The 23,666-nt window shown below is 51.4% G+C and carries 24 protein-coding genes; 8 read left to right on the forward strand and 16 right to left on the reverse strand.

Annotation, left to right across the window (positions count from 1 at the left end; translation table 11 throughout):
* Positions 1–730: 730 nt before the first annotated feature.
* The 6 genes from cysQ to cysG are packed head-to-tail and all read right to left on the reverse strand — an operon-like array spanning position 731 to position 7,634.
* Positions 731–1,471: a 3'(2'),5'-bisphosphate nucleotidase CysQ gene (gene cysQ / locus Q4579_RS21370; protein ID WP_303566865.1), complete on the reverse strand. Its 741-nt coding sequence runs from the start codon at positions 1,469–1,471 to the stop codon at positions 731–733.
* Positions 1,472–1,486: 15 nt separating this feature from the next.
* Positions 1,487–2,104, reverse strand: coding sequence for an adenylyl-sulfate kinase (gene cysC / locus Q4579_RS21375; protein WP_303566867.1), 618 nt, complete (start codon positions 2,102–2,104; stop codon positions 1,487–1,489).
* A gap of 24 nt (positions 2,105–2,128) precedes the next feature.
* On the reverse strand, positions 2,129–3,856 hold the full coding sequence (locus Q4579_RS21380) for an SLC13 family permease (protein WP_303566868.1): 1,728 nt from the start codon (positions 3,854–3,856) through the stop codon (positions 2,129–2,131).
* 7 nt (positions 3,857–3,863) lie between these two features.
* Positions 3,864–5,288, reverse strand: a complete 1,425-nt coding sequence (gene cysN, locus Q4579_RS21385; protein ID WP_303566870.1) for a sulfate adenylyltransferase subunit CysN — start codon at positions 5,286–5,288, stop codon at positions 3,864–3,866.
* An 11-nt stretch (positions 5,289–5,299) separates the two neighbouring features.
* Entirely contained in the window at positions 5,300–6,208 is a 909-nt protein-coding gene (gene cysD, locus Q4579_RS21390) for a sulfate adenylyltransferase subunit CysD (protein WP_303566872.1), read from the reverse strand.
* Positions 6,209–6,221: 13 nt separating this feature from the next.
* Complete coding sequence (gene cysG, locus Q4579_RS21395; RefSeq protein WP_303566873.1) at positions 6,222–7,634, reverse strand: siroheme synthase CysG; 1,413 nt, start codon at positions 7,632–7,634, stop codon at positions 6,222–6,224.
* Between the two features lie 396 nt (positions 7,635–8,030).
* Here cysG and Q4579_RS21400 point away from each other — a divergent pair, with 396 nt between their 5' ends.
* From Q4579_RS21400 to Q4579_RS21410, 3 genes are all read left to right on the forward strand, one after another.
* Positions 8,031–9,986 (forward strand): bifunctional 2',3'-cyclic-nucleotide 2'-phosphodiesterase/3'-nucleotidase, encoded by a 1,956-nt coding sequence (locus tag Q4579_RS21400; protein ID WP_303566876.1) that lies wholly within the window; start codon positions 8,031–8,033, stop codon positions 9,984–9,986.
* Positions 9,987–10,099: 113 nt separating this feature from the next.
* Positions 10,100–10,684 carry a Crp/Fnr family transcriptional regulator gene (locus Q4579_RS21405; protein ID WP_303566878.1) on the forward strand — a complete coding sequence of 195 codons (585 nt, stop codon included), beginning with the start codon at positions 10,100–10,102 and terminating at the stop codon, positions 10,682–10,684.
* A gap of 63 nt (positions 10,685–10,747) precedes the next feature.
* A complete protein-coding gene (locus Q4579_RS21410; protein WP_303566879.1) occupies positions 10,748–11,215 on the forward strand; it encodes a GNAT family N-acetyltransferase in 468 nt (155 codons plus the stop codon).
* Between the two features lie 15 nt (positions 11,216–11,230).
* On the opposite strand, the gene Q4579_RS21415 is transcribed toward Q4579_RS21410, so the two are convergent.
* On the reverse strand, positions 11,231–11,941 hold the full coding sequence (locus Q4579_RS21415) for a LysM-like peptidoglycan-binding domain-containing protein (RefSeq protein ID WP_303566880.1): 711 nt from the start codon (positions 11,939–11,941) through the stop codon (positions 11,231–11,233).
* Positions 11,942–12,078: 137 nt separating this feature from the next.
* On the opposite strand from Q4579_RS21415, the gene Q4579_RS21420 reads away from it, so the two are divergent.
* Complete coding sequence (locus Q4579_RS21420; protein ID WP_303566881.1) at positions 12,079–12,699, forward strand: FKBP-type peptidyl-prolyl cis-trans isomerase; 621 nt, start codon at positions 12,079–12,081, stop codon at positions 12,697–12,699.
* A gap of 185 nt (positions 12,700–12,884) precedes the next feature.
* Entirely contained in the window at positions 12,885–13,376 is a 492-nt protein-coding gene (locus tag Q4579_RS21425) for a DUF2780 domain-containing protein (protein ID WP_303566882.1), read from the forward strand.
* Between the two features lie 144 nt (positions 13,377–13,520).
* On the opposite strand, the gene Q4579_RS21430 is transcribed toward Q4579_RS21425, so the two are convergent.
* The 7 genes from Q4579_RS21430 to dusA all read right to left on the reverse strand — a co-directional run bounded on the left by Q4579_RS21430 (position 13,521) and on the right by dusA (position 20,617).
* Positions 13,521–14,282 (reverse strand): phosphoadenylyl-sulfate reductase, encoded by a 762-nt coding sequence (locus tag Q4579_RS21430; RefSeq protein WP_303566883.1) that lies wholly within the window; start codon positions 14,280–14,282, stop codon positions 13,521–13,523.
* The gene (gene cysI / locus Q4579_RS21435; protein WP_303566884.1) at positions 14,275–15,969 is read right to left on the reverse strand and encodes an assimilatory sulfite reductase (NADPH) hemoprotein subunit; all 1,695 of its coding nucleotides are present in this window, start codon (positions 15,967–15,969) and stop codon (positions 14,275–14,277) included. The genes Q4579_RS21430 and cysI overlap by 8 nt, the downstream gene beginning before the upstream one ends.
* Positions 15,969–17,789, reverse strand: coding sequence for an assimilatory sulfite reductase (NADPH) flavoprotein subunit (locus Q4579_RS21440; RefSeq protein WP_303566886.1), 1,821 nt, complete (start codon positions 17,787–17,789; stop codon positions 15,969–15,971). Before Q4579_RS21440 ends, cysI begins: the two co-directional genes overlap by 1 nt.
* A gap of 197 nt (positions 17,790–17,986) precedes the next feature.
* On the reverse strand, positions 17,987–18,220 hold the full coding sequence (locus Q4579_RS21445; RefSeq protein ID WP_303566888.1) for a thymidylate kinase: 234 nt from the start codon (positions 18,218–18,220) through the stop codon (positions 17,987–17,989).
* Positions 18,221–18,329: 109 nt separating this feature from the next.
* Complete coding sequence (locus Q4579_RS21450; protein ID WP_303566890.1) at positions 18,330–18,983, reverse strand: TIGR04219 family outer membrane beta-barrel protein; 654 nt, start codon at positions 18,981–18,983, stop codon at positions 18,330–18,332.
* Positions 18,984–19,152: 169 nt separating this feature from the next.
* Entirely contained in the window at positions 19,153–19,377 is a 225-nt protein-coding gene (gene pspG / locus Q4579_RS21455) for an envelope stress response protein PspG (RefSeq protein ID WP_211646951.1), read from the reverse strand.
* 238 nt (positions 19,378–19,615) lie between these two features.
* Positions 19,616–20,617 (reverse strand): tRNA dihydrouridine(20/20a) synthase DusA, encoded by a 1,002-nt coding sequence (dusA, locus tag Q4579_RS21460; protein WP_303566892.1) that lies wholly within the window; start codon positions 20,615–20,617, stop codon positions 19,616–19,618.
* Positions 20,618–20,726: 109 nt separating this feature from the next.
* On the opposite strand from dusA, the gene Q4579_RS21465 reads away from it, so the two are divergent.
* The 3 genes from Q4579_RS21465 to Q4579_RS21475 all read left to right on the forward strand — a co-directional run bounded on the left by Q4579_RS21465 (position 20,727) and on the right by Q4579_RS21475 (position 22,836).
* Positions 20,727–21,791: a site-specific integrase gene (locus Q4579_RS21465; RefSeq protein ID WP_303566895.1), complete on the forward strand. Its 1,065-nt coding sequence runs from the start codon at positions 20,727–20,729 to the stop codon at positions 21,789–21,791.
* Between the two features lie 151 nt (positions 21,792–21,942).
* Complete coding sequence (locus Q4579_RS21470) at positions 21,943–22,395, forward strand: Panacea domain-containing protein (protein ID WP_303566896.1); 453 nt, start codon at positions 21,943–21,945, stop codon at positions 22,393–22,395.
* 3 nt (positions 22,396–22,398) lie between these two features.
* Complete coding sequence (locus Q4579_RS21475) at positions 22,399–22,836, forward strand: hypothetical protein (protein ID WP_303566897.1); 438 nt, start codon at positions 22,399–22,401, stop codon at positions 22,834–22,836.
* A 145-nt stretch (positions 22,837–22,981) separates the two neighbouring features.
* On the opposite strand, the gene Q4579_RS21480 is transcribed toward Q4579_RS21475, so the two are convergent.
* Together Q4579_RS21480 and Q4579_RS21485 are read right to left on the reverse strand one after the other, a co-directional pair.
* Complete coding sequence (locus Q4579_RS21480) at positions 22,982–23,119, reverse strand: hypothetical protein (RefSeq protein WP_202601876.1); 138 nt, start codon at positions 23,117–23,119, stop codon at positions 22,982–22,984.
* On the reverse strand, positions 23,116–23,532 hold the full coding sequence (locus Q4579_RS21485) for a hypothetical protein (protein ID WP_303566899.1): 417 nt from the start codon (positions 23,530–23,532) through the stop codon (positions 23,116–23,118). The genes Q4579_RS21480 and Q4579_RS21485 overlap by 4 nt, the downstream gene beginning before the upstream one ends.
* Between the last annotated feature and the right edge of the window lie 134 nt (positions 23,533–23,666).

Below are 23,666 nucleotides of genomic sequence, written 5' to 3' on the forward strand. Positions count from 1 at the left end.
TCTCCGAAGAGAAGCGGCTCAGTGATTACTGATGTTTCAACCGAAGTTGAAACGAATTGACTGTGCCGGTAACCCTTTCAAAAAAGTGCCACCAATTGGTCACTCAGTTCACTGATAAATCTTTATGACTGTATCATTGTCGAGTGCCCACACAGATTGCATGGTCAAATTGTTAAAGAACGTTGACTCAACATTTAACTCGTTGGTCAGAGGCTGCGTATAATACCGAGCCATTTTCCTCAGTCAAGATTTATTTTCAAAAAACTTTCCGAAAACCTTCTTAACCAAGCCCTCACTAAGTAAAACATAAGGATTTAAAGCCTTGAGCCCTATCTCCTAGTGAGGATGCGCATTTTACAAAAACAAAAAACACTGTCAACCAGATTTCTTACTTCTTTTTGCGCACTTTCAGTTTATCACAAGTTATACACAAGTTACGAAGAACTTATTCAAAACCCGCTCTGCCCTGTCAGTGAGGCGGCATTATAAGGAGCTTTCTCAACACGGCAAGTGTTTTTTGTATATTTTCTTACGAAAGACGAATAATCCAACTGAACGACGTAAAAGATACAAAAAAGCAGCAACAATCATGCTTTCCGACCTTGGGGCCACTTTGATGAAGTGAGAGGAAGTCATAAAGAGAAGCTTTATGAGTTGAAAAGATCTAGTGTGAATGCATTCATTCATAAAAAATCCGCCACATAGGAGTGGCGGAGTAAAGAATAGGGTCTTATAAGGCAACGAGAAAATAGGGATTGAGTAAGTCTTCACGGTCATAACGTAAAGGCTCACCATTGAGTTGCGTGACCCGAGCGCCTGCACTTTCTGCAACGCACTGCCCAGCCGCCGTATCCCACATCATCGTCGGGCCAAGACGTGGATAAAATTGCGCGCGTCCCTCTGCCACTAAACAGAACTTCAGGGATGAGCCAACTTCTGTCATTTTGTGCTGACCCAGCTTTTCCAGAAAGGCAGCCATATCCGGACTGGGATGAGAGCGACTACCGACAACAGTCGGGATGGTTGCCGTTCTGGCGCGGATCGGCTCACGCCCGGCTTTCGTTTGTAGCCATGCTTTGGAGCCATCGGCCAGCCATGTTTTGTCTAAAGCTGGCGCATGAACCACAGCAAGAACAGGTTTCCCTGCCTGAATCAGAGCAATATTGACCGTGAACTCCCCATTTCTGCGCAGAAATTCTTTCGTTCCGTCAAGCGGGTCAACCAACCAGAAGGTTTCCCAATGCTGACGCTCCTGCCATTCGGTATGGGCAGACTCTTCAGAAAGGACCGGGATCTCTGGTGTCAATTCAGACAGGTGGCGAAGGATCACAGCATTAGCAGCCAGATCCGCTTCAGTGACAGGACTATTGTCCGCCTTTGCTTCAACCTGAACATTGCTGTGATAGCAATCCATAATGGCTTGCCCCGCTTCCAGGGCGACCTGATAAATCGACTCCAGTCTTGTGCTCACGCTTTCCTCCTTGTCTTATATAATGTGACGCTGCTTTAAAGCTTCCATGCATCGTGTCACCAGTTCGTCCACGGATGCATGACCAGCCTGCAGGTGAATTTCTGGATTTTCCGGAGGTTGATACTCAGAGTCAATCCCGGTGAAGTCTTTGATTTCACCCGCTCTGGCTTTTTTATAGAGCCCTTTCGGGTCGCGCTTCTCGCATTCTGCCAGTGGTGTATCAACAAAGACTTCAATAAATTCCCCTTCCGGCAGAAGTTCGCGAACCAACTGACGTTCTTCACGGTGAGGAGAAATAAAAGCGGTTAAAACGATGAGGCCAGCATCAGCCATCAGCTTTGCCACTTCACCGATCCGACGAATGTTCTCTTTCCTGTCTTCTGAAGAGAAACCCAGATCCTTGCAAAGCCCATGACGGACATTGTCGCCATCCAGCAGATAGGTATGGAAACCCTGCTCTGCCAAACGATTTTCCAAGGCACCAGCCACGGTGGATTTGCCTGCACCGCTCAACCCGGTAAACCAGAGCACACAAGGTTTCTGATGTTTCAACTGAGCACGCTGTGCTTTATCTGTCTGGTGATTGTGCCAGACCACATTTTCATTTTCGTGGGATTGAACGACAGCGGTCATTGTACACTCCGTTGCTAGTACAGATTAAAAAGGAAAGAACTGCGGGATCAGTGTCAGGACCACAACCGAGTACATAATCGAGAATGGCAAGCCAATCCGAAGGTAATCCCGGAGTTTATAGTTCCCAACGGTATAGACGAGCAGATTCGTCTGATACCCGTAAGGTGAAATAAAGCTGGCACTGGCACCAAACAGCACCGCCATAATAAAGGGCATCGGATCGACGCCGTAGCTTAAGGCCAAACTATAGGCCAGCGGAAAGGACAGTGCTGCGGCAGCATTATTCGTCACCAATTCTGTCATTAACAATGTCAGCAGATAAACAGCCACCAGTCCGCCATAGACACCCCAGCCATTAAAGGAGGTCATCATCATGTTACCCATCCGCTCCGATAATCCGCTGGACAACATGAGCTGTGCCAGAGAAAGCGCTGAACCGACAATCACGACGATATCAATCGGAAAACGACGACGGATTTCGGCAAAACTGATGATTCCTGTTGCCAGCAGTACCAGCAGATAACCAGCCAGACCTTTGATCAGCGGCAATACATCCAGCAATGCGGCCATGATCACGGCGACAAAGCCCCCCAGTACCGCCATGCTTTTCGTACTGTCGAGACGGGCACTGGAATCCAGACCATTGATCAGCACAAACTCACGGTTCAGGGTCTGCTTTTTCTCATGAAAGGTTTTGCCGGGAACAATGACCAGTGTATCGCCCGGATGTAATTCAATGTTGCCCAGTCCGCCAGCCAGACGTTCATGGCCACGGCGGATCGCCACAACCACCGCATCAAAACGCTCACGAAACTGAACATCTTTCAGAGTCTTGCCGCGTATGCCAGCCGAGTGACTGACGACCACTTCCATCATGGACTGACCGTTAAGGTGATGCTGGCCGAATAGTTTCAGACCATCGATTTCCTGCAACGTGGTGACGCTTTCTATATCCCCACAGAAGAGTAAGGTGTCTCCGGCCTCAATGACGGTTTCCGGGCATACTGGCGCGATGGTTTTTCCACCACGGATAATTTCTGCCAGAAATAAGCGCCGTAAAGCACGCAGGCCATTATCAGAGACCGATTTTCCGGCCAGCGGAGAGCCAGAAACCACCTTTGCTTCCAGAAAATACGGTAAATCATCCTGACTGCTGTCGTCATAATTCGGCAGCAAGTGACTGAGCGGGATCAGGAGCATCAGCCCCGCGGCCAATACAGCGAGTCCGATCATCGACGGCGCGAAAAAACCGAGGCTTGGCAGCCCGGCATCTTCTACAAAGCTGTTGACGATCAGGTTGGTTGAAGTCCCGATCAAGGTCAGGGTGCCGCCCAGGATTGCAGTATAAGATAACGGGATCAGCAAACGAGAGGGGGCATGACGCTGATTGCGTTTAATGGCCCCGATCAGTGATACAACCACAGCGGTGTTATTTGTAAAGGAGGACAAAAATGCCGTCGACAAGCCAAGCTTGGCGACGACTGTCTTTTGTCCGCCCTGAGAGATCTGGCGCCCGACCCAACTGATCAGGCGCGTTTTTTCAAGTGCAATGGAAACAAGAATCAGCAGCACCAGCGTCAGCAATGATGCATTGGTAAAGTTCCCGGCCAAAGTCGACAGCTCAATCATCCCGGTCTGGAAGCCAACAAACGCAGCCCCCGCAAACAGGAATGCAGGCTTGATACGCGTGGTGATCAGACTCGTCACGATCACCACCAGCATCCCGAGCACCAGGGCTTGTTCCCATGCCATAGGCTATTTACCCCAGCAACTTGCTGAGATCTTTCGCATCCCAGTGCGGGAAATGCTTCCGGATCAGAGCATTCAGTTCAACTTCAAATGCACTGTAGGTCTGTTGAGACGAGGCTGATTCAGCCAGCGCTTCACGAACCATGCCGGCACCCACAGTTACATTGGTGAGGCGATCAATCAGAATGAAACCACCGGTATCAGCGCAATTCTGATAGGCATCGATGGCAATGGCCTCATTCAGAGAGACTTCACACAGCCCGATCCCGTTCAGCGGCAGCACTTCGGTGTCAAAGGTGTCGAGATTATTGATATCCACCTGATGACGAATAGCATTCACCAAACCCACCGTTTTCTTACCTGCGACTTTCACATCGTACTGACGGCCCGGTTGCAGTGGCGCTTCTGCCATCCACACAATATCAGCCAGCAACTGATTACTCAGGGGTACGTTGTCCTGTGCGTGCACCAGGGTGTCGCCACGACTGATATCAATTTCATCCGCCAGAGTCAGCGTAATCGCCTGACCTGAATGCGCTTCCTGAAGATCTCCGTCAAAGGTCACAATCCGGGCAACCGTGGAAGTTTTACCGGATGGCAACGCTTTCACCGCATCCCCCACTTTCACAGTGCCTGATGCCAGCGTCCCAGCAAAACCACGGAAGTCGAGATTCGGACGGTTCACATACTGAACCGGGAATCGCAGCTCGCCATCAGTCTTCTTGTTCACTTCAACATTTTCCAGCAGTGTCAGCAGCGGCTCACCCGTGTACCAGGGCGTTTGCTCACTGGCGGTTACCACGTTATCGCCTTCCAGGGCCGACAACGGCACCAGCTGAATGTTGATGTCTGAATTCAGTTTTTCTGCAAACGTCAGATAATCATCACGGATTTGCTCGAAGCGTGATTGCTCAAAGCCCACCAGATCCATCTTGTTCACCGCCACAACAAACTGACGAATGCCCAGCAGGCTGGCGATATAAGAATGACGACGTGTCTGATCCAACACCCCTTTACGCGCATCAATCAGAATGACGGCGACATCACAGGTCGAAGCCCCTGTTGCCATATTACGGGTGTACTGCTCATGTCCCGGTGTATCTGCAATGATGAACTTGCGTTTCTGGGTCGAGAAATAGCGGTAAGCCACATCAATGGTGATCCCCTGCTCGCGCTCGGCCTGCAGACCATCCACCAGCAGCGCCAGATCCGGTTTGCTGCCTGTGGTACCGACTTTCTGACTGTCGGCATGAATCGCAGCCAGTTGATCTTCATAAATTTGCTGAGAATCATGCAGCAGGCGGCCGATCAGCGTACTTTTACCGTCATCGACCGAACCACAGGTCAGGAAACGAAGCAGGGACTTGTTCTGGTGCTGATCCAGATAGGCTTCAATGCCCAGCTCAGCTACTTGTTGTTGAATTGCGCTGTTCATGTCCCGACTCCTTAGAAATAACCCTGACGTTTCTTCAATTCCATTGACCCGGACTGATCGTGGTCGATCGCCCTGCCCTGACGTTCACTGGACGTCGCCACCAGCATTTCCTCAATAATCTCCGGTAACGTGCTGGCTTCAGATTCAATGGCACCGGTCAGCGGATAACAGCCCAGCGTCCGGAAACGCACGCTCTTTTGCTGGATTTCTTCGCCCGGACGCAGTTTCATCCGATCGTCATCCACCATGATCAGCATGCCGTCCCGATCGACAACAGGACGAACTTCCGACAGGTACAGCGGCACGATATCGATGCCTTCCAGGTAGATGTATTGCCAGATGTCCAGTTCAGTCCAGTTCGACAGCGGGAAGACGCGAATGCTTTCGCCCTTGTTGATCTGGCCGTTGTAGGTTTTCCACAGTTCAGGACGCTGGTTCTTTGGATCCCAGGTATGGTTTTTATCGCGGAAAGAATAGACACGCTCTTTCGCACGTGATTTTTCTTCGTCGCGGCGTGCGCCACCAAAGGCCGCATCAAACCCATATTGATTCAGTGCCTGCTTCAGGCCCTGGGTTTTCATAATGTCGGTATGCTTGGATGAACCGTGATCAAACGGATTGATCCCCATCGCCAGGCCTTCCGGATTTTTATGCACCAGCAAATCGAAACCGTATTTTTTTGCGGTGGCATCGCGAAACTCGATCATTTCGCGGAACTTCCAGTCTGTATCGACATGCAGCAGCGGAAACGGGATTTTGCCCGGATAAAATGCTTTGCGTGCCAGATGCAACATCACCGATGAGTCTTTCCCGATGGAGTACATCATAACTGGATTATCAAACTCAGCAGCGACTTCACGGATAATGTGAATACTCTCCGCTTCGAGCTGCTTAAGGTGGGTAAGGCGTTTCGGATCCATCTTTCTCTCCATGTTAAGCCAGGCTCACGACAGCGGGGTGTGGTTGCCCTTGTTGTTCCTGCTTTCCGAACCAATGTAATTTCTGCGCAAGATTCACCACTTCACCCACAACAATGAGTGACGGGGACTCTGCGTGCTCTGCAAGCCGTGCCAGTTCACTTAACTGACCTTTGTAAATTTTTTGTGATGCCTGCGTGCCTCTCTCAATAATAGCAACAGGCGTATCTGCTGCCCGGCCATGTTCAATCAGCTGTTGCTGGATATGGCTCGACTTCATCAGGCCCATGTAAATCACCAGCGTCTGCTTGCCTCGCGCCAGTGTTGACCAGTCCAGCGTGTCGCTGTCGGGTTTGGTGTGGCCAGTAATAAACATCGCGCTCTGCGCATAATCCCGGTGCGTCAGCGGAATCCCGGCATAAGCCGTCGCACCCGCCGCAGCGGTAATGCCCGGGACCACCTGAAATGGAATACCGGCATCAAACAGCACTTCCAGTTCTTCGCCTCCCCGGCCAAACATGAAGGGATCGCCCCCTTTAAGACGAACCACACGCTTGCCCTGGCTGGCATGTTCAACCAGCAGACGGTTGGTTTCTTCCTGTGGCACACTGTGGAATCCGGCACGTTTCCCCACGCAAACCAGTTCGGCATCGCGGCGGACCAGATCCATAATGTCGTCTGAGACCAGATAGTCGTACAGCACCACATCGGCCTGCTGCATCAACTGCAACGCACGTAATGTCAGTAAGCCTGCATCGCCAGGTCCGGCACCAATCAGCGCAACCTGTCCTTGCAGTGAAACTTGCTGGGACTGACGGACCAACTCCTGCTCGGCTTCCTGATCTTGACCGGCCGCCACCAGCTCAGCGAAGCGACCATCAAACGCCTGTTCCCAGAACAGACGGCGCGCCGACAAGGTCTTCACGGTATTTTTCAGCCGATCCCGGAAATTTCCGGCCAGTGTGGCCATTTTGCCCAGATACTGCGGCAGCAAGGCTTCAAGTTTTTCCCGCACCAGACGGGCCAGCACCGGGGCTTTGCCTGAAGAAGAGATAGCGACAATGATTGGAGAGCGATCCACAATCGACGGCACAATAAAGCTGCAACGCTGCGTGTCATCAACCACATTCACCAGCACCTGACGCTGGTTGGCCGACTGATACACCAGTGCGTTCACGGCTTTGCGATCGGTTGCAGCGATGGCCAGAAAAATGCCATCGAGATGCTCTGGGGAAAATTCTGCCGCCAGATGCGCCACCTGTCCGTGATGCATCGCCTGTTGAAAATCTGCATTCAGCTCAGGAGCAATCACTCGGACATCCGCTCCGGCTTTCAGCAGCATCCGGGTTTTACGCCAGGCGACTTCACCGCCGCCGACAACCAGGCAGGGGCGACGCTTCAAATCGGCAAAAATTGGTAGGTAGTCCATAGTCACTGCTCTTACTCGCTGTAATTAACAGCACTATAGACGGGGCGGGATATTACCTGAAATTCTAAAATTTCATTTTTTATTCCCAAAAGTTTAGGCAGCCTTCCTTTTGGTCTCTGGGTTCGAGATCTGCTGCATCAGAAAGTCAAATGCGGCCTAACTCTATATAAAACAACTCTTTTTCAGGCAATGACACATTCAAAAAAGATTAAGTTATGACATTCCGTTCTAACTCATCTCTCATGGCTTCGTCTCCTCGCTGCCCCTGAGGCGGCGTTAACCCATCCGCGTAACGAGTGAAACGCGTGTCACATATCTGACAAGTCGTTGCAATTCACGCACAGTATTTTTGCTACCTTAATCCACGTTTCTTATTCATTTAAATACGGTGAAATCATGCCCTTATCTGTGAAACCACTTTCTGTCGCCGTACTGGGTGCCCTGCTGACTACGGCAGGCCCGGCACTGGCCGATACAATCAAGCTGCGTATTCTGGAGACCACGGATATCCATGCCAATGTCATGGACTATGACTATTACAAAGACAAAGCCACTGAAAAAACCGGGCTGGTCCGAACGGCCACGCTGGTTGAACAGGCCCGGCAGGAAGTGGTGAACAGTGTCCTGGTTGATAATGGCGATCTGATCCAGGGCAGCCCCATGGGCGACTATATGGCGGCAAAAGGTCTGAAATCCGGTGACGTTCACCCGGTTTATAAGGCCATGAACCCGCTGAATTATGACGTGGGCAACCTCGGCAATCATGAATTCAACTATGGACTGTCGTTCCTGAACTCGGCTCTGGAAGGCGCGAATTTCCCGTATATCAATGCCAATGTGTATGACCTGAAAACCGGACAGAATCTGTTCACGCCTTATCTGATCAAAACCTACCGCCTGCAGGACACCGACGGCCAGGCCTACGACATCAAAATCGGCTACATTGGTTTTGTACCGCCGCAAATCATGATCTGGGATAAAAAGAATCTGGAAGGCAAAGTCGAAGCCAGAGATATCAAACAAACGGCTGAATACTTCGTGCCGAAGATGAAAGCCGAAGGTGCCGATGTGATTGTCGCGATCCCGCACTCCGGTGTTTCGGCCGATCCTTATCAGGCGATGGCGGAAAACTCAGTCTATTACCTCACGGAAGTTGATGGCATTGACGCCATTGCCTTCGGTCACTCTCATGCGGTGTTCCCGAGCAAAACGTTCTCGGCACTGCCGAATACCGACCTCGACAAAGGCACCATGAATGGTGTGCCGTCGGTCATGCCCGGCCGCTGGGGCGATCATCTAGGGGTCATTGATCTGGTGTTGTCACAGCAAGACGGTAAGTGGGTGGTGACTCAGGGCCAGACCGAAGCACGTCCGATCTTCGAAGGTGGGAAAGCTTTGGTTAAAGCAGATCCCAAACTGGTTGCAGCGGTGGCCGCAGATCACAAAGGCACTCAAACCTTTGTGAACCAGCCCATCGGTAAAGCCAGCGATGTGATGTACAGCTATCTGGCGCTGGTGCAGGATGATCCGACCGTGCAAATTGTCAATCTGGCCCAGAAAGATTATGTTGAGCGCTTCATTCAAGGGGATCCGGATCTGGACGGTCTGCCTGTCCTGTCGGCTGCCGCGCCTTTCAAGGCTGGCGGGCGGGCCAACGATCCGGGCAACTACACAGAAGTGGAAGCCGGTCAGCTGACATTCCGGAATGCCGCCGACTTGTATCTGTATCCAAATACACTGGTCGCCCTGAAAGTAACAGGGAAAGAGGTGAAAGAATGGCTGGAATGTGCTGCCGGACAGTTCAATCAGATCGATCTGACCTCGAGCGCACCGCAGTCACTCATTAACTGGGAAGACTTCCGCACATACAATTTTGATGTGATTGATGGGGTCCGGTATCAGATCGATGTGTCTCAGCCAGCGCGTTACGACGGGGACTGCAAGCTGGTGAACCCGAATGCAGAACGTATCAGGCAACTGACTTATCAAGACCAGCCGCTGGATCCGGCGCAGACATTCCTGGTAGCGACCAACAACTACCGCGCATATAGCGCCAAGTTTGCCGGAACCGGAGAACAATACGTCGCATTCTCTGCGCCGGATGAAAACCGAAGCGTTGTGGCAAACTACATCAGCCGGGTGAGCAAAGACAAAGGTCAGGTGACGCCAAGTGCAGATAACAACTGGTATTTTGCTCCGCTGAAGAGTGCAACACCGCTTGATATTCGCTTTGAAACGTCACCGAGCAACACCGCAGCGGAATTCATCAAAACCAAAGGTCAGTACCCGATGAAGCAGGTAGCGACGAACCCTGAAGGCTTTGCCGTCTACCGAATTGATCTGCAAGGCTGATCCCCGCCATTGGATTCAACATTGGATTCAACATTGGATTCAACGATGACCGCAGCTCCGGCTGCGGTTTTTTTTGATAAGCTTAGGGGAAACACACACAGACATCCGAGACCATGAACGCACCGCTCTCACAATTTCTGGCACTGCACGCCGCCTCCCCGGAAGCAATCGCCCAGGCTGAAACTGTCGCCGAAACACTCGAACTCCCCACCCGTCACATTCTCCTGAATCAAGGGGAGCTGGCAACTCAGGCGTTTTTCCTGATCGATGGGTTATGTCATGCCTGCTACCTTACTGCCGAAGGTCATGCCATCAGCAAAGATTTCTTCTGGGAGCAGGAGCTGCTCATCGGCTTTGAAAGCCTGCTGACAGAAGAAGGCTCGCCTTATCTGCTGGAAACGTTGTCTGCCTGCCGGGTGCTGACTTTACCGATCGATCTCATTCTGAACTGGCGGGAAACGTGTCCGGATTTATATATGGCGCTGGCAGAACGGCAACTGCTGTTTCGCGAACAAAAAGAACAGTTCATGCGACTGTACAGCCCGGCCAGACGATATGCCCTGTTTACAGAAAGCATTGGCGATTTTGCTGCGCACATCAGCAACACCCAGCTGGCCTCCTATCTCGGATTGTCTGCCACTCAGCTCGACAGCCTGAAACGTCACCTGCATACGCCCCCGGAGTCGTCGGCACCATAAATCTTGCACTCACTGCATCCACCCCATATGCTGCTGAGAATCTCTCATCTATAAGGAAGTCGTATGATGCAGTGGCAGTGCCTTGGTTTTGATGAACTGACAACGCAACAGCTCTATGATGTGCTCAAACTACGGGTGGATGTTTTTGTGGTTGAACAACACTGTCCTTACCCCGAAATCGACGGGCATGACACAGCTGAAGGTGTGCATCATCTGATGGCGTATGAGGACGGTGTGCTGATGGCTTACCTCCGCCTGCTCCCAGCAGGGCTGACTTATGATGCGGTCAGTATCGGGCGGGTCATTACATCAGAAGCAGCCCGAGGCCGTGGGCTGGGCCATGAACTGATGCAGCAGGGACTGCACTTTGCGGAACAACTCTGGCCGGGACAGGCCATTGAAATTGGTGCCCAGTCACACTTGCAGGGATACTATGGCCGGTTCGGGTTCACAGCGTTTTCTGAAGAATATCTGGAAGACGGCATCCCGCATATTGATATGCGGCTGACCAAAAACCAGTCAGCCACTTAAATGCCTGCAGTGCCTTTATTTGCCGCGGACAAAACTGCCGTCTGATCGGCGGAAGAACATCACCGGATCCCCACTGCGGCTCTCAATCTGCAAGACATCAAGATCGCCGTTGGCCAGTTGCTTATACCGCAGCAGCTGGCCTGATTTGATCTGACTCAGAGGTTTATCTTTTCCTTCAATCGCAGCAATGGCGTACAAATCCGTCAGTGGCAATGATTTGGAACGGAAGATCGTCGCCAGCGTTTCTCCCTGCTTCACTTCATAGCTCCGCCAGTTTGCACCGGACTGCGACTGACTGGTTACCGTCGCTGGTTTCGCTTCGGGTTTCGGACGGGCATCAGACCGTTGCTCTGCATTGAGCGGATGAATCGTTGAAGAGATTGGCGCACGCTGACGCTGTGGTTGTTCCGCTTCCCGTGGCGTTTCAGATAAGTTCAGGCTCACTTCCTGACGGGCAGGCTCGCCACCGGGGACTTTGAGTTCCGGCTCGGACGCAGGTAAAAGCAGGAGCACGATGACGACAGGCACCAGCACCATCAATGCTTTGCGGTGAAAACCGGGCAGAAGCTGCCAGTATGGTGTCACTTTTGTGCTGACAGCCTGCCATTGGCTCTTGCAGACATCCCGCCATGGCATTGCACTGATGCGGGCTTTCCATTCCGCCAGCGAAATGTTCGGCAGTGCCGGTGCTGTTTTTTTCCTGTTACGGCGTTTTGCCTGTCCCATAACAACTACTCTCCATCACTCTGCGCCAAATCTTCGGGATCACGCTTTGTTGCGACCCCTGTTTACAAAAGTTTACCCCTAAGGGCTGAAACTGTTATCCTGCCCGCTTAATTCACTCGACATCAAGAGACAAGACTATGTCTGACGTTAAACTAGATACAGTTGAAACCCAAGCGAGCTACGGTATCGGTCTGCAAATGGGCCAGCAACTGGCTCAAAGCGGCCTGGAAGGCCTGAACGTTGCAGCCATCGCAAAAGGCATCGCGACTTCACTGACTGGCGACATGCCAGAAATCCCAGTTGACGACATCAACAACGCACTGCGCGAACTGCACACACGTGCAGAATCTGCGCGTCAGGAGCAAGCAAAAGCTGCTGCTGCTGATGGTGAAGCCTTCCTCAAAGATAACGCACTGCGTTCTGAAGTAACAGTGACCGATTCCGGCCTTCAGTACGAAGTACTGGTTGAAGGCAACGGTGAAATCCCAACGTCTGACAAACAAGTTCGCGTGCACTACCACGGTGAGCTGACCGACGGTACTGTGTTCGACAGCTCTGTAACCCGTGGCCAGCCAGCTGAATTCCCAGTGACCGGCGTGATCGCAGGCTGGGTTGAAGCCCTGCAAATGATGCCTGTTGGCTCTAAGTGGAAACTGTACGTCCCGCACAACCTGGCGTATGGCGAGCGTGGTGCAGGTGCAGCAATTCCTCCTTTTGCTGCGCTGGTCTTCGAAGTCGAACTGCTGGACATCCTGTAAGTCCTGCCGTCTTCGATCAAAACGGTGCTTCGGCACCGTTTTTTGTCTCCTTTCAACGCGATAGTTCAGGAATAAACTGACAGGAAACTGACTGTTTGCCCTCTTTTCTCTTTTCCAGACTACGCTTAGAGTAGCTTGTAGCTTTCCAGCGGGATCCCCCGCACCTCTATTCTAAGGAGAATGTTATGACCCGAGCTTTACTTCAACGCATGTGGCTGTTCATCATCCCGCTTGCTGCCTGCCTGACCCTGAGCACCGCTGCCCACGCCTTCAGCCTGTCCGATCTTTTCGGCGGCGGTGACGACAAAATGGAAGCCCTGGCTGATAATCCGCTGGCCAGCATGCTGACCGATCAACTCGGCGTCAGCACTGAGCAAGCTGCTGGCGGTGCCGGAGCACTGTTATCCATGGCCGCCAGTCAGCTCAGTGGCGATCAGGCTTCTGAACTGACCAAACTCATCCCGGGTTCTGAAAACCTGATGGATGCAATTCCTGCCGGTCTGGGTGGCATGCTGAACAACATGGATGCGCTGGGCCCTGTGTTCACTGCACTTGGATTAGACGCCAGTATGATCAGTCAGTTCATCCCAATCATCACACAATTTTTAGGCACTCAGGGTGCCAGTGCCGGGCTCATCGATACCCTGACCAAAATCTGGACGCCAACAGCAGGCTGACCCGATTCAGACAACGGCCGAGCGTAACGATTCCGCATTTTTTTGCTGTCAGACTCAGGTCAATTTTCTGATTCGCAAATAAAAAAACCTGACGGGTTTCCCCAGTCAGGTTTTTTATTCTTTTCATGTCAGGTGACCCTGGGATCAGATGCCCGAGCCATCACTTTCTACATCATCTTCATGCAATCCGCATTCACGCTTCAGGCCAAAGAAGCGGGTTTCCTCTTCTGCCATACCGGGCACCCACTTGGTGGTGGTATGCACATCGCCCATGGAACGGTAACCCTGCTCACGCAGTGGATGGTAAGGCAAATCATGCTCAAGCAGGTAGATATCAATATCCTGCTCACTCCAGTCGATCAGCGGCAGGAACTTGAATTTCCCATTCTGAATCGCCAGCACCGGCAAGGTCGCCCGGGTTGAAGACTGGGCGCGTCGCAGACCGGAAAACCAGGTATTGACCTGTAAGTCTTCCAGCGCACGGCGCATAGGTTCAACCTTGTTCATTTTGTTGTATTGCTTGATGCCATCAACACCCTGCGTCCACAACTGACCATACCGCGCTTCCTGCCAGGCCGGACTCAACTCAGCCCGGTACACTTTCAGATTCAGAGACAAACGCTCCGTCAGAAAATCGACAAACTGATAAGTTTCCGGAAACAGGTAACCGGTATCGGTCAGGATCACCGGAATATTCGGTGATTCCAGTGTCACAAGATGCAGCATCACGGCAGACTGGATCCCAAAGCTCGAAGCCAGTGCAAAATTGCCGTCCAGATATTCCAGCGCCCAGCGAACACGCTGCTGGGCTGTCATCTGCTCCAGCTCAGCGTTAATTTCCGCCAGCCGGAGGATCTGCTCAACCTTGCTTGCACTCAGCAAATCCGCCAACGCATATTTAGGCATAAAAATCCCTCACAGAGACCTCAACCGGAGCAATAATACCGCTGCGAATGGTGAAATCACCAAAGCCTTCATCGGCTTCACGTTCTTTCGCCCAGCGGCCCACCAGTTGATCCAGCTCAGTCATAATTTCATCAACGGTAATGTTTTCACGGTACATCTTCGGAATCCGGGTGCCATTGATATTACCGCCCAGATGCAGGTTATAGCGGCCCGGCGCTTTTCCGACCAGACCGATTTCCGCCAGCATGGCACGACCACAACCGTTCGGACAGCCCGTCACCCGCAGGATCACATGCTCCTCTTTGCTCAGACCATGCTTTTCCAGCAGTCCTTCAAAATCCGTCACGAACTCCGGCAGGAAACGCTCTGCTTCAGCCATCGCCAGCGGACAGGTCGGCAGTGACACACAGGCCATAGAATTCTGACGCTGCACACTCACGCCGTCGTCAATCAAACCGTGCTCACGCGCAATTTTTTCGATCGTCGCTTTATCTTCCGGTGCAACCCCGGCAATGATCAGGTTCTGGTTTGAAGTCATGCGTAAATCCCCGGTGTGGATCTTCGCAATTTCAGCAATGCCGGTCTTCAGCGGCTTGTCCGGGTAATCCAGAATCCGGCCATTTTCAATAAACAGCGTCAGGTGATATTTGCCATCAATCCCATTCACCCAACCGAAGCGATCGCCACGTCCAGTGAACTCGTAAGGACGACTTGCTTCAAAGGTTACACCGGCACGCTTTTCAACTTCCGCTTTGAACACATCCACGCCGACACGATCCAAGGTGTACTTGGTTTTCGCGTTTTTCCGGTTCGAACGGTTCCCCCAGTCGCGCTGCGTCGTCACAACAGCAGAGGCAACATCCAGCGTTTTTTCCAGCGGGACAAAACCAAAATCATCCGCGCGGCGCGGATACGTCGCCGTATCCCCGTGGGTCATGGCAAGGCCACCACCAACCAGTACGTTAAAACCGATCAACTGACCCTTTTCAGCAATGGCGACAAAGTTCAGATCGTTGGCATGCACATCCACATCATTTTGTGGCGGGATCACAACCGTGGTCTTGAACTTACGCGGCAGATACGTCGAGCCCAGAATCGGTTCTTTGTCCTGTTGCTCGGCTTCCAGTTTTTCACCATTGAGCCAGATTTCCGCATAAGCACGGGTTTTCGGCAGCAGGTGTTCACTGATTTTCTTCGCCCAGTCATAAGCTTGCTGATGCAGTTCAGACTCAACCGGATTCGACGTACACAGCACGTTCCGGTTCACGTCACCCGCTGTAGCAATCGAGTCGATGCCATAGTCATTGAGCGTCTGGTGCATCAGTTTGATATTCGGCTTCAGGACACCATGGAACTGGAATGTCTGACGCGTGGTCAGGCGGATACTGCCATACATGGTTTTATCCTGGGCAAACTGATCAATCGCCAGCCACTGTTTCGGCGTGATGATCCCGCCCGGCATCCGGGCACGCAGCATCACATTGTGCAGCGGTTCGAGCTTTTGCTTCTGGCGTTCAGGACGAATGTCGCGGTCATCCTGCTGATACATGCCGTGGAAACGGATCAGCTGGAAGTTGTCTGCCGTAAAGCCACCGGTGATCCGATCCTGCAAATCATCTTGAATGGTGCCACGCAGGAAGTTACTTTCGCGTTTCAGGCGTTCATTATCAGACAGTTTCTCAGTCATTAGTACACATCCTTCTGGTAGCGTTTGGCTTTACGCAAATCATTCAAATACAGTTCTGCATCTTCACGGCTCTTGCCGCCCTGCTGTTCAACCACAGTGATCAAAGCATCGTGCACGTCTTTGGCCATCCGGTTGGCATCACCGCACACATACAGATGCGCGCCTTCCTGCAGCCACTGCCAGACTTCCGCTGCGTTTTCCAGAATGCGGTGCTGAACATAAACTTTCTCGGCCTGATCGCGACTGAATGCGACATCCAGTCGGGTCAGAACGCCATCTTTCAGATATTTCTGCCATTCCACCTGATACAGGAAATCATCCGTGAAGGTCCGGTCACCGAAGAACAACCAGTTCTTCCCTTCCGCATCGCGGTTTTCTCTTTCCTGAATGAATGACCGGAACGGTGCGATACCTGTCCCCGGACCAATCATGATCACTGGCGTATTGTCGTCAGAAGGCAGTTTGAAGTTCTTGTTCTCTTCGACAAAAACACGAACATTCGTACCTTCTTCTGCACGATGGGCCAGGAAACTGGATGCTCCGCCAAATCGTGGCTCATCACCTTGCTGATATTCCACCAGACCCACGGTCAGATGCACTTCTTCACCCACTTCTTCCTGACTGGAAGCAATGGAGTACAGGCGCGGCGTTAGGCGACGCAGCAGGCCCTGAAGCTGCTCAGCACTCAGCTGAGTTTTCTTTTCGGCAAAAACATCAATGACCTGCGTATTGGCTGCGTACTCACGCAGTTTGTCTTTGTCTTCCACCAGTTTCTGCAGTTTCTTGCTGCCAGACAGTTCCGCAAACTTTGTCACCAGTTGCGGATTCGCTGCCGTGATTTCGTACTGGCTGATCAGAGCATCTTTCAGATTCAGGGATGCGCCGTCTACGTCGACCGTTTCTTCGCCCGTCAGACCGACTTTCGCCGCGAGTGCTGCTGCCAGTGCCGGATCATTGTCGTACCAGACACCCAATGCATCCCCCGGCTGATAGGTCAGCCCGGATTCGCCCAGATCGATCTCGACATGGCGGACATCTTTACCGGAATCGCGGCCCGTGATTTTCTGGCTTACCAGTAATTCAGCGGCATACGGATTTTTTTTGTTGTACTGCGACACCGCAGCTGCAGCGTTTTGCCCAACCGGCAGTTGCACCACGTCAGCCTGGCCGCCGCCCAGCAATTCATCTTTAATGCTGTCCAGCGCTTTGCTGCGCCATTCCGCCGCAGGGGCATCGTAGTCGACATCACAATCAATGCGCTCAATGAAAGCTTTGGCACCCAGTTTGCTGAGATAGCTGTCGAAGTCTTTTGCCGTCTGGCAGAAAAACTCGTAGCTTGAGTCCCCCAGTCCCAGCACGGCATAGTTCAGGTTTGGCAGCTTCGGCGCGCGTTTGGACTGCAAAAACTCATGCAGCTCAATCGCATCATCCGGCGCTTCCCCTTCCCCGTGGGTTGATGCCACAAAGACTACATGGGTTTCTTTGGCGAGGTTCTTGCCTTTATAGTCACCGGCCGCGAACACCTCGGCCTGAATGCCTGAAGCAACCGCTTCATCTTTCAGCGCCTGAGCCACACCTTTGGCGTTGCCCGTCTGAGATGCATAAATAATGGTAAGTTTGCCAGCAGGTTTGGCTGCCTCAGCAACCGCAGGCTGACCAGCAGGCTGCTGGCCTGCCGCTTGGGTTTGGCTTAACCCCCAGAAATAACCACTGATCCAGGCCATCTGCTGTGGTGACAGTTCTGCGACTGCCTGTTGCAGCTGGCCGATCTGCTGATCATTGAGCGGGCTTGCTAAAGCCGAGAGTTCCTTAAGTAACATGACACGACGATCCCTTTACATTGCGTACAGGGTAGATTAGCTACTCGACCAAATAACAAGAAAGAATAGATAAGAATGTTTTATAACTTTTTGGAAGTGAAGATGAGTGGGAAATCAATAAAAATCGCCCAATCCGGGGTTTGAGCGACCTTGGCTGCGCCTGACGTGCCGTCAGTCAGTGAGAAACTCAGCGAACCTCAGAAATGATCAGCAATACGGACCTGATGAAATCCGACCTCAAATGCCCGTTCCGTGGCCGTATCAATATCATGGTAGCATTTTTCGCTGCCGGAACCGTCTGTCAGGGTGACAAAACCACCGCGGCGATGACGAAACTCCACCACCCAGCCATTGGCCTGAAGTGATGGTTCAATCACGGCTTCAACGATTTCACTGTTGGCATACAAACGCTGTAACTCGGTTATGGTCATCGGCCTGATTCCTGAGTGATTGCCCAATTTAAAAATGGTCTATAACTCAGAAAACAGGCAACAAAAAAGCCATGCATTTCGCATGGCTTTTTTAATCTTGGGCACTGAATCAGAAATCGACTTCAACACCGGCAAAGAAACCATCCAGTTTCACTTTGCCACCCAGAGGGTTGTTGATGGCATCAAAATCATAATCCATTACACGATAACCGCCGCGCAGATTCAGATCAGCAGCAACCAGTGGGATCGTAAATTTCATACCGGCTTTTACGTCCAGCGTGCTGGTATCGTCAAATTCACCGACGTTACCTTCTGCAAACGCAGTCAGCGGCGTTGCCGGGAAACCAAATTCAACATTGCCGTAAATGGCTGGCTGCCACTCGTCGTCAAACGTCTGAGCGTGGCTCTGTGCATTGTACTGGCCATCAGCGAATCGAATCAGCGACACACCGATATCCACCGCAATCAGATCGTTATCCAGGATCTCGTAATAAGCCGTGAAGTCCGTTTGTTTGAATGCAACCGCATCAGCTTCAATATCAGCATAAGCAATACGTGCATTTGGAATCAGTGGAATAAAGTGTTCAAACGACGCATAGAAAGAAGGCATGGTTTTATCGCCGCCATCTACAGCATCGTTAATTTCAGCACTGCTGAACCAGGCATCCGCGCCTACAGTACCACCCAGCAGCATATCAGCCTGAGCTGGCACAGCCGTTGCCAGCGCCACTGCGGCCGCCGCTGAAAGCATCGTTTTTTTCATTGTGAGTCTCCGCTCGTTATCTTTGTGCTTTGCTTTTTTGCTGCGCCAGACTATACCAGATGCTGTTCAGGAAAACCGCATTTCGTCAGTGAGAATCAGGGATTTGGCTCAAGCTCACTTTTTAAACACGCGTATCATTGCTTGTATGCATATCCCCGGAATAACGCGTTTAATAACGTTTCCGATACGGGTTCCCCCGGCGGGATCCGCGATACAGCCACACCCCGATAGCAATCAAAATGATCCAAGGCAGCAGCTTAATCACCACCCCAATCAGACCCGCGAAAGCCATGACCGCAAACCCGGCCGCCATCGCAATCACCATGCCCAGTACACTGACTCCCGTCATGATCAATACACCGGCAAATACCAGTAAAAACAGAATCTCAACCATTCAAATCTCTCCATTTATGCCCAGAAACCCATCAGATATATCACAAATCAGGACATCGCTGTGGGATAGAATGCAGAGTATATTGCAGGTTTCGGGCCAATCTCTCGAAACTTAAAATCATCATATCTTTCAATCAGATACTAAAAAGCCGCAGTCCAATGCTGCGGCTTTTGAAGCTAGCTGAGTGATTTTGACGAACCGTTATCGTCAATTTCGCTATCGGCTCCGAAGGAACCCGTTAAACATCAAGGTGAGCAGGGATCTTAGCCAACGCCTGCTGAACAACCTCAATGCCAGCGCCCGGTTTATGGGCATTCTCGCTGATATGACGACGCCATTGACGCGCACCCGGCATATTCTGGAACAATCCCAGCATATGACGTGTGATATGCCCCAGATAGGAGCCATTCGCCAGCTGGCGCTCGATATAAGGGTACATTGCCTCAACCACTTCGCGGCGTTTCTTCATTGGGCGATCACAGCCAAAAAGCTGCTGATCCAGTTCAGCCAGCATGTATGGATTCTGATACGCCTCGCGGCCCACCATCACACCGTCCAGATGTTGCAAGTGCGCTTCGATTTCGGCCAGTGTTTTGACACCACCGTTGATCGCCATGGTCAGATGCGGGAAATCCTGCTTCAACTGATACACGCGCGGATAATCCAGCGGCGGAATTTCACGGTTTTCTTTCGGACTCAGACCACTCAACCAGGCTTTCCGGGCATGAATGGTGAAATTATCACAACCACCTTTTTCAGACACAGTTCCGACAAAATCAACCAGAAACTGATACGAGTCCTGCTCATCAATCCCGATCCGGGTTTTCACGGTCACCGGAATATCGACCACTTCACGCATAGCAGAAACACACTGCGCAACCAGATCCGCCTCGCCCATCAGACACGCACCAAAGCGGCCGTTCTGAACACGGTCCGACGGGCAACCGACATTCAGGTTCACCTCATCGTAGCCACGCTCCTGCGCCAGCTTGGCACAATGCGCCAGATCCGCCGGATTCGAACCGCCCAGTTGCAATGCCAGCGGATGCTCTTCCTCGTTATACGCCAGAAAGTCACCCTTACCGTGAATAATCGCCCCGGTCGTCACCATCTCGGTATACAACAGCGCATGCTCAGACAGCAAACGATGGAAGTACCGGCAATGGCGATCGGTCCAATCCAACATGGGTGCAACGGAGAAACGGCAAGTCGGGTATTGAGTAGGGTTTTCAGGTTTCATCATGGCTTACTTACGATCTGGATACTGTATATATATACATGAGTTTGCTAACCTCTTGCCCCAAATCTTCAATTCGTACGTATATGGTACGTATAAAAAGAGTAGGACAATGGCATCATTCAGCATTAGAAAACGGACGCTGAAAAGCGGTGAAAGCCGCTACACAGTTGAACTCATCGTCAAAAAGAATTCGCAGATTATACACAGAGAGTCCAAAACATTCAGGAAAAAAGAACTCGCCCGCACCTACGCCCGCAAACGCTTGAACGAGCTGGAAAACCCCATGTTCTCCGGTTTGAAGACGGTTTTGTTGTCGGCTCTGCTGGATATGTACATCGGTGATAGGGACTTATGGGACAGAACGGGCCGGACGAAACAATACGTACTTCGGATGCTCCGGGACTGTGACATCTCCTTAGTGGAAAGTAACAAAGTCAAAACCAGTGATCTGATTCAGCACTGCCGCCACCGGAAAGCCTCCGGGGCACAGCCCTCAACGATTTATCACGATATCGCTTACCTGCGATCTGTGATGAAGAAAGCAGGCCCGGTGTTCAATGTTGATGCGAACCATGCCATTTTTGAAGAAGCCGTGCCTGTGCTCATTGATATGGGCTTGGTCGGGAAAAGCCAGAAACGTACCCGCCGACCAACCGGGGAAGAACTGGAGCTTCTAAAAGAGGGGCTACTTGCCCGCCAGTCCTACCGGAGCAACGGCAAAAGCCGGATCCCATTCGTCGATATTCTGGATTTCAGCATTCTGACCTGTATGCGTATCGGGGAAGTGTGCCGCCTGCGCTGGGAAGACCTCAACGAACCACACAAAACGATTCTTGTCCGGGATCGCAAAGACCCGCGTAAGAAAGAAGGCAATCACATGATCGTGCCGCTACTGGGCGAATCCTTTGATATCGCCATGCGGCAAGATAGAAGTAATGAGCTAATCTTTCCCTACAACCCGCGCAGCGTCACAGCAGGCTTCCAGCGCGTCAGGAACAGCTTAGGGATTGAGGATTTACGTTATCACGATTTACGCCGGGAAGGCGCCAGCCGCCTATTTGAGAGAGGTTACAGCATTGAAGATGTAGCTCAGGTTACTGGGCATAGAAACCTAAACATTCTTTGGCAGGTGTATACGCAGCTACACCCACATAAACTGCATGAGCAGTATTAACATAAGAGTTATTTAACACCAATTATTTCAATTGCTTGTAATTAAAATAAGAGTGCGTTTAATTTAATGCAAACAGTGCGCAATGTAACACCTAGATGATGCATTTTTGTCTATAATCAGGCAGAATGCGCCCCTAACTGATGGAGGTTGTATGATAACAGCAAACCAAGTAGCTGATTTCTTTCTTGCTTTTGCAAAAGAGCATGGTGATTTCATCAGCCAATTAAAATTACAAAAAATGGTTTACTACGCTGATGCATGGTTTCTTGTAAACAATGATACTGCATTAATCGAAGATAATTTCGAGGCTTGGGTCCATGGCCCTGTTGTCCGTTCACTTTATAATCGCTTCAAAGGTTATCGCTGGAACCCCATTCTTGATGATGTGAATTCTCCAGAATTAGACGCAAATGTTATAGAGCATCTGACTGAAATTTACAGTGTGTTTGGTGGATATAGCGGCTTTGAACTAGAGCAAATGACACATAATGAAGAGCCTTGGCTTGAAGCACGAGGTGAATGCGCTCCTGATGAAGCTTGCGAAAACATTATTAACAAAGAAACCATGCGTACATTTTACACTTCAGTGGCTGAGGGAGCGTAAATTTTGGCAAAAAAACATAGACCACAAGCTCGTAAGATAGCTAAACAGTCCAATGTAAAGCCGACTCAGCCCAAAAATGAAGAAGGTGCAATGATATTCTCATTTAAGCACCTTCAACTTGAGCATCCTCAGGGTAAATTTTGTATTAAAGCAAAAGATGGCAACTACTTATCTAAATTTCTTGGCCGCCTCAAAGATGTATCACAGCAAAAAGCGAATGAACTCCGACAATCCGGAGGGAAAGCTCTTCGTGCTCATACAATCGACTGGGAACATACAAGTGAGAAAAGTGGTTTCAATCACCTGAATGAGCAATTACAAGCTTTAACCCCGTACCAATTCCAGTTAAGCGCCAATGAACATGGACGTATCCATGGCTTTTTCATTGATAACGTTTTCTATGCAGTTTGGTTGGATCCGAATCACGAGCTTTATCCATAAAATAATTAATGCCCGCTTTAATTGTCGGGCATTTCTAAAATCTTATCTCTTCCGCTTCACGGTCGCATTCTTCGCTTTCACCACCCGGCCACCTTTCGCGAAGCGGTAGCCTTTCTTCAGTGTGCCGTTGCGTTTCAGTCCTGTCTTAGCCATTCTTTTTCCCCAGTTGTACGTTCGTTTCCAGTATTGTTAGCCGCTTGTCCTGCTTGTATAGGACGATGAGCAGCGCGATCATGGTCGGCGGTAAGCCCATCGCCGTCAGTTGTTGCAGTATCTCTATCATGTTGGTTTGCCTCTGAGTTTCTGTGAGAAGAATTCGAGCAGGTAGCGCACCATGGAGCGCATCCCCAGCACATCCACGACAATGGCCCCGACCACGTACCAGTACGGCTCTGGAATACTTCGCAGCGCCTGAAAGCCCGCATCCACATACACTGCATAGTCCGGCACGAAGCACAGCACCAAGGGCGTGAAGACAACCAGCAGGATGAATTCATCTTTCCAGCCCCGGCCCTTGAGACTCAGCTCATCCAGATTGGCCGCTTGCTCGTCGCCATACTCCAGCCGCTTGAGCCGGGCGGCGTGCTTGGCCTGCTCCAGCTCGTCTTTGCGCTTCAGGGCTTCCGCCCGGTTCTGGCTGTGCTGCTGCCAAGCCGCCACCCCGCCCGTAATGAGGCTCATCAATGCACCCAGCATTACGCCGCCCGAATGCCAGCCTTCAGCACCCGGTCGCTGTAAGGCTGCATGCCGTTCTCATGGCGGATAATCAGAGGCACCATGTCCATGGTTTCCGCCTCTGATAATGAGGTGTCCGGCGTCACGCCCAGCGC

It is taken from the genome of Photobacterium sp. 1_MG-2023, assembly GCF_030547945.1.
Taxonomy (GTDB): domain Bacteria; phylum Pseudomonadota; class Gammaproteobacteria; order Enterobacterales; family Vibrionaceae; genus Photobacterium.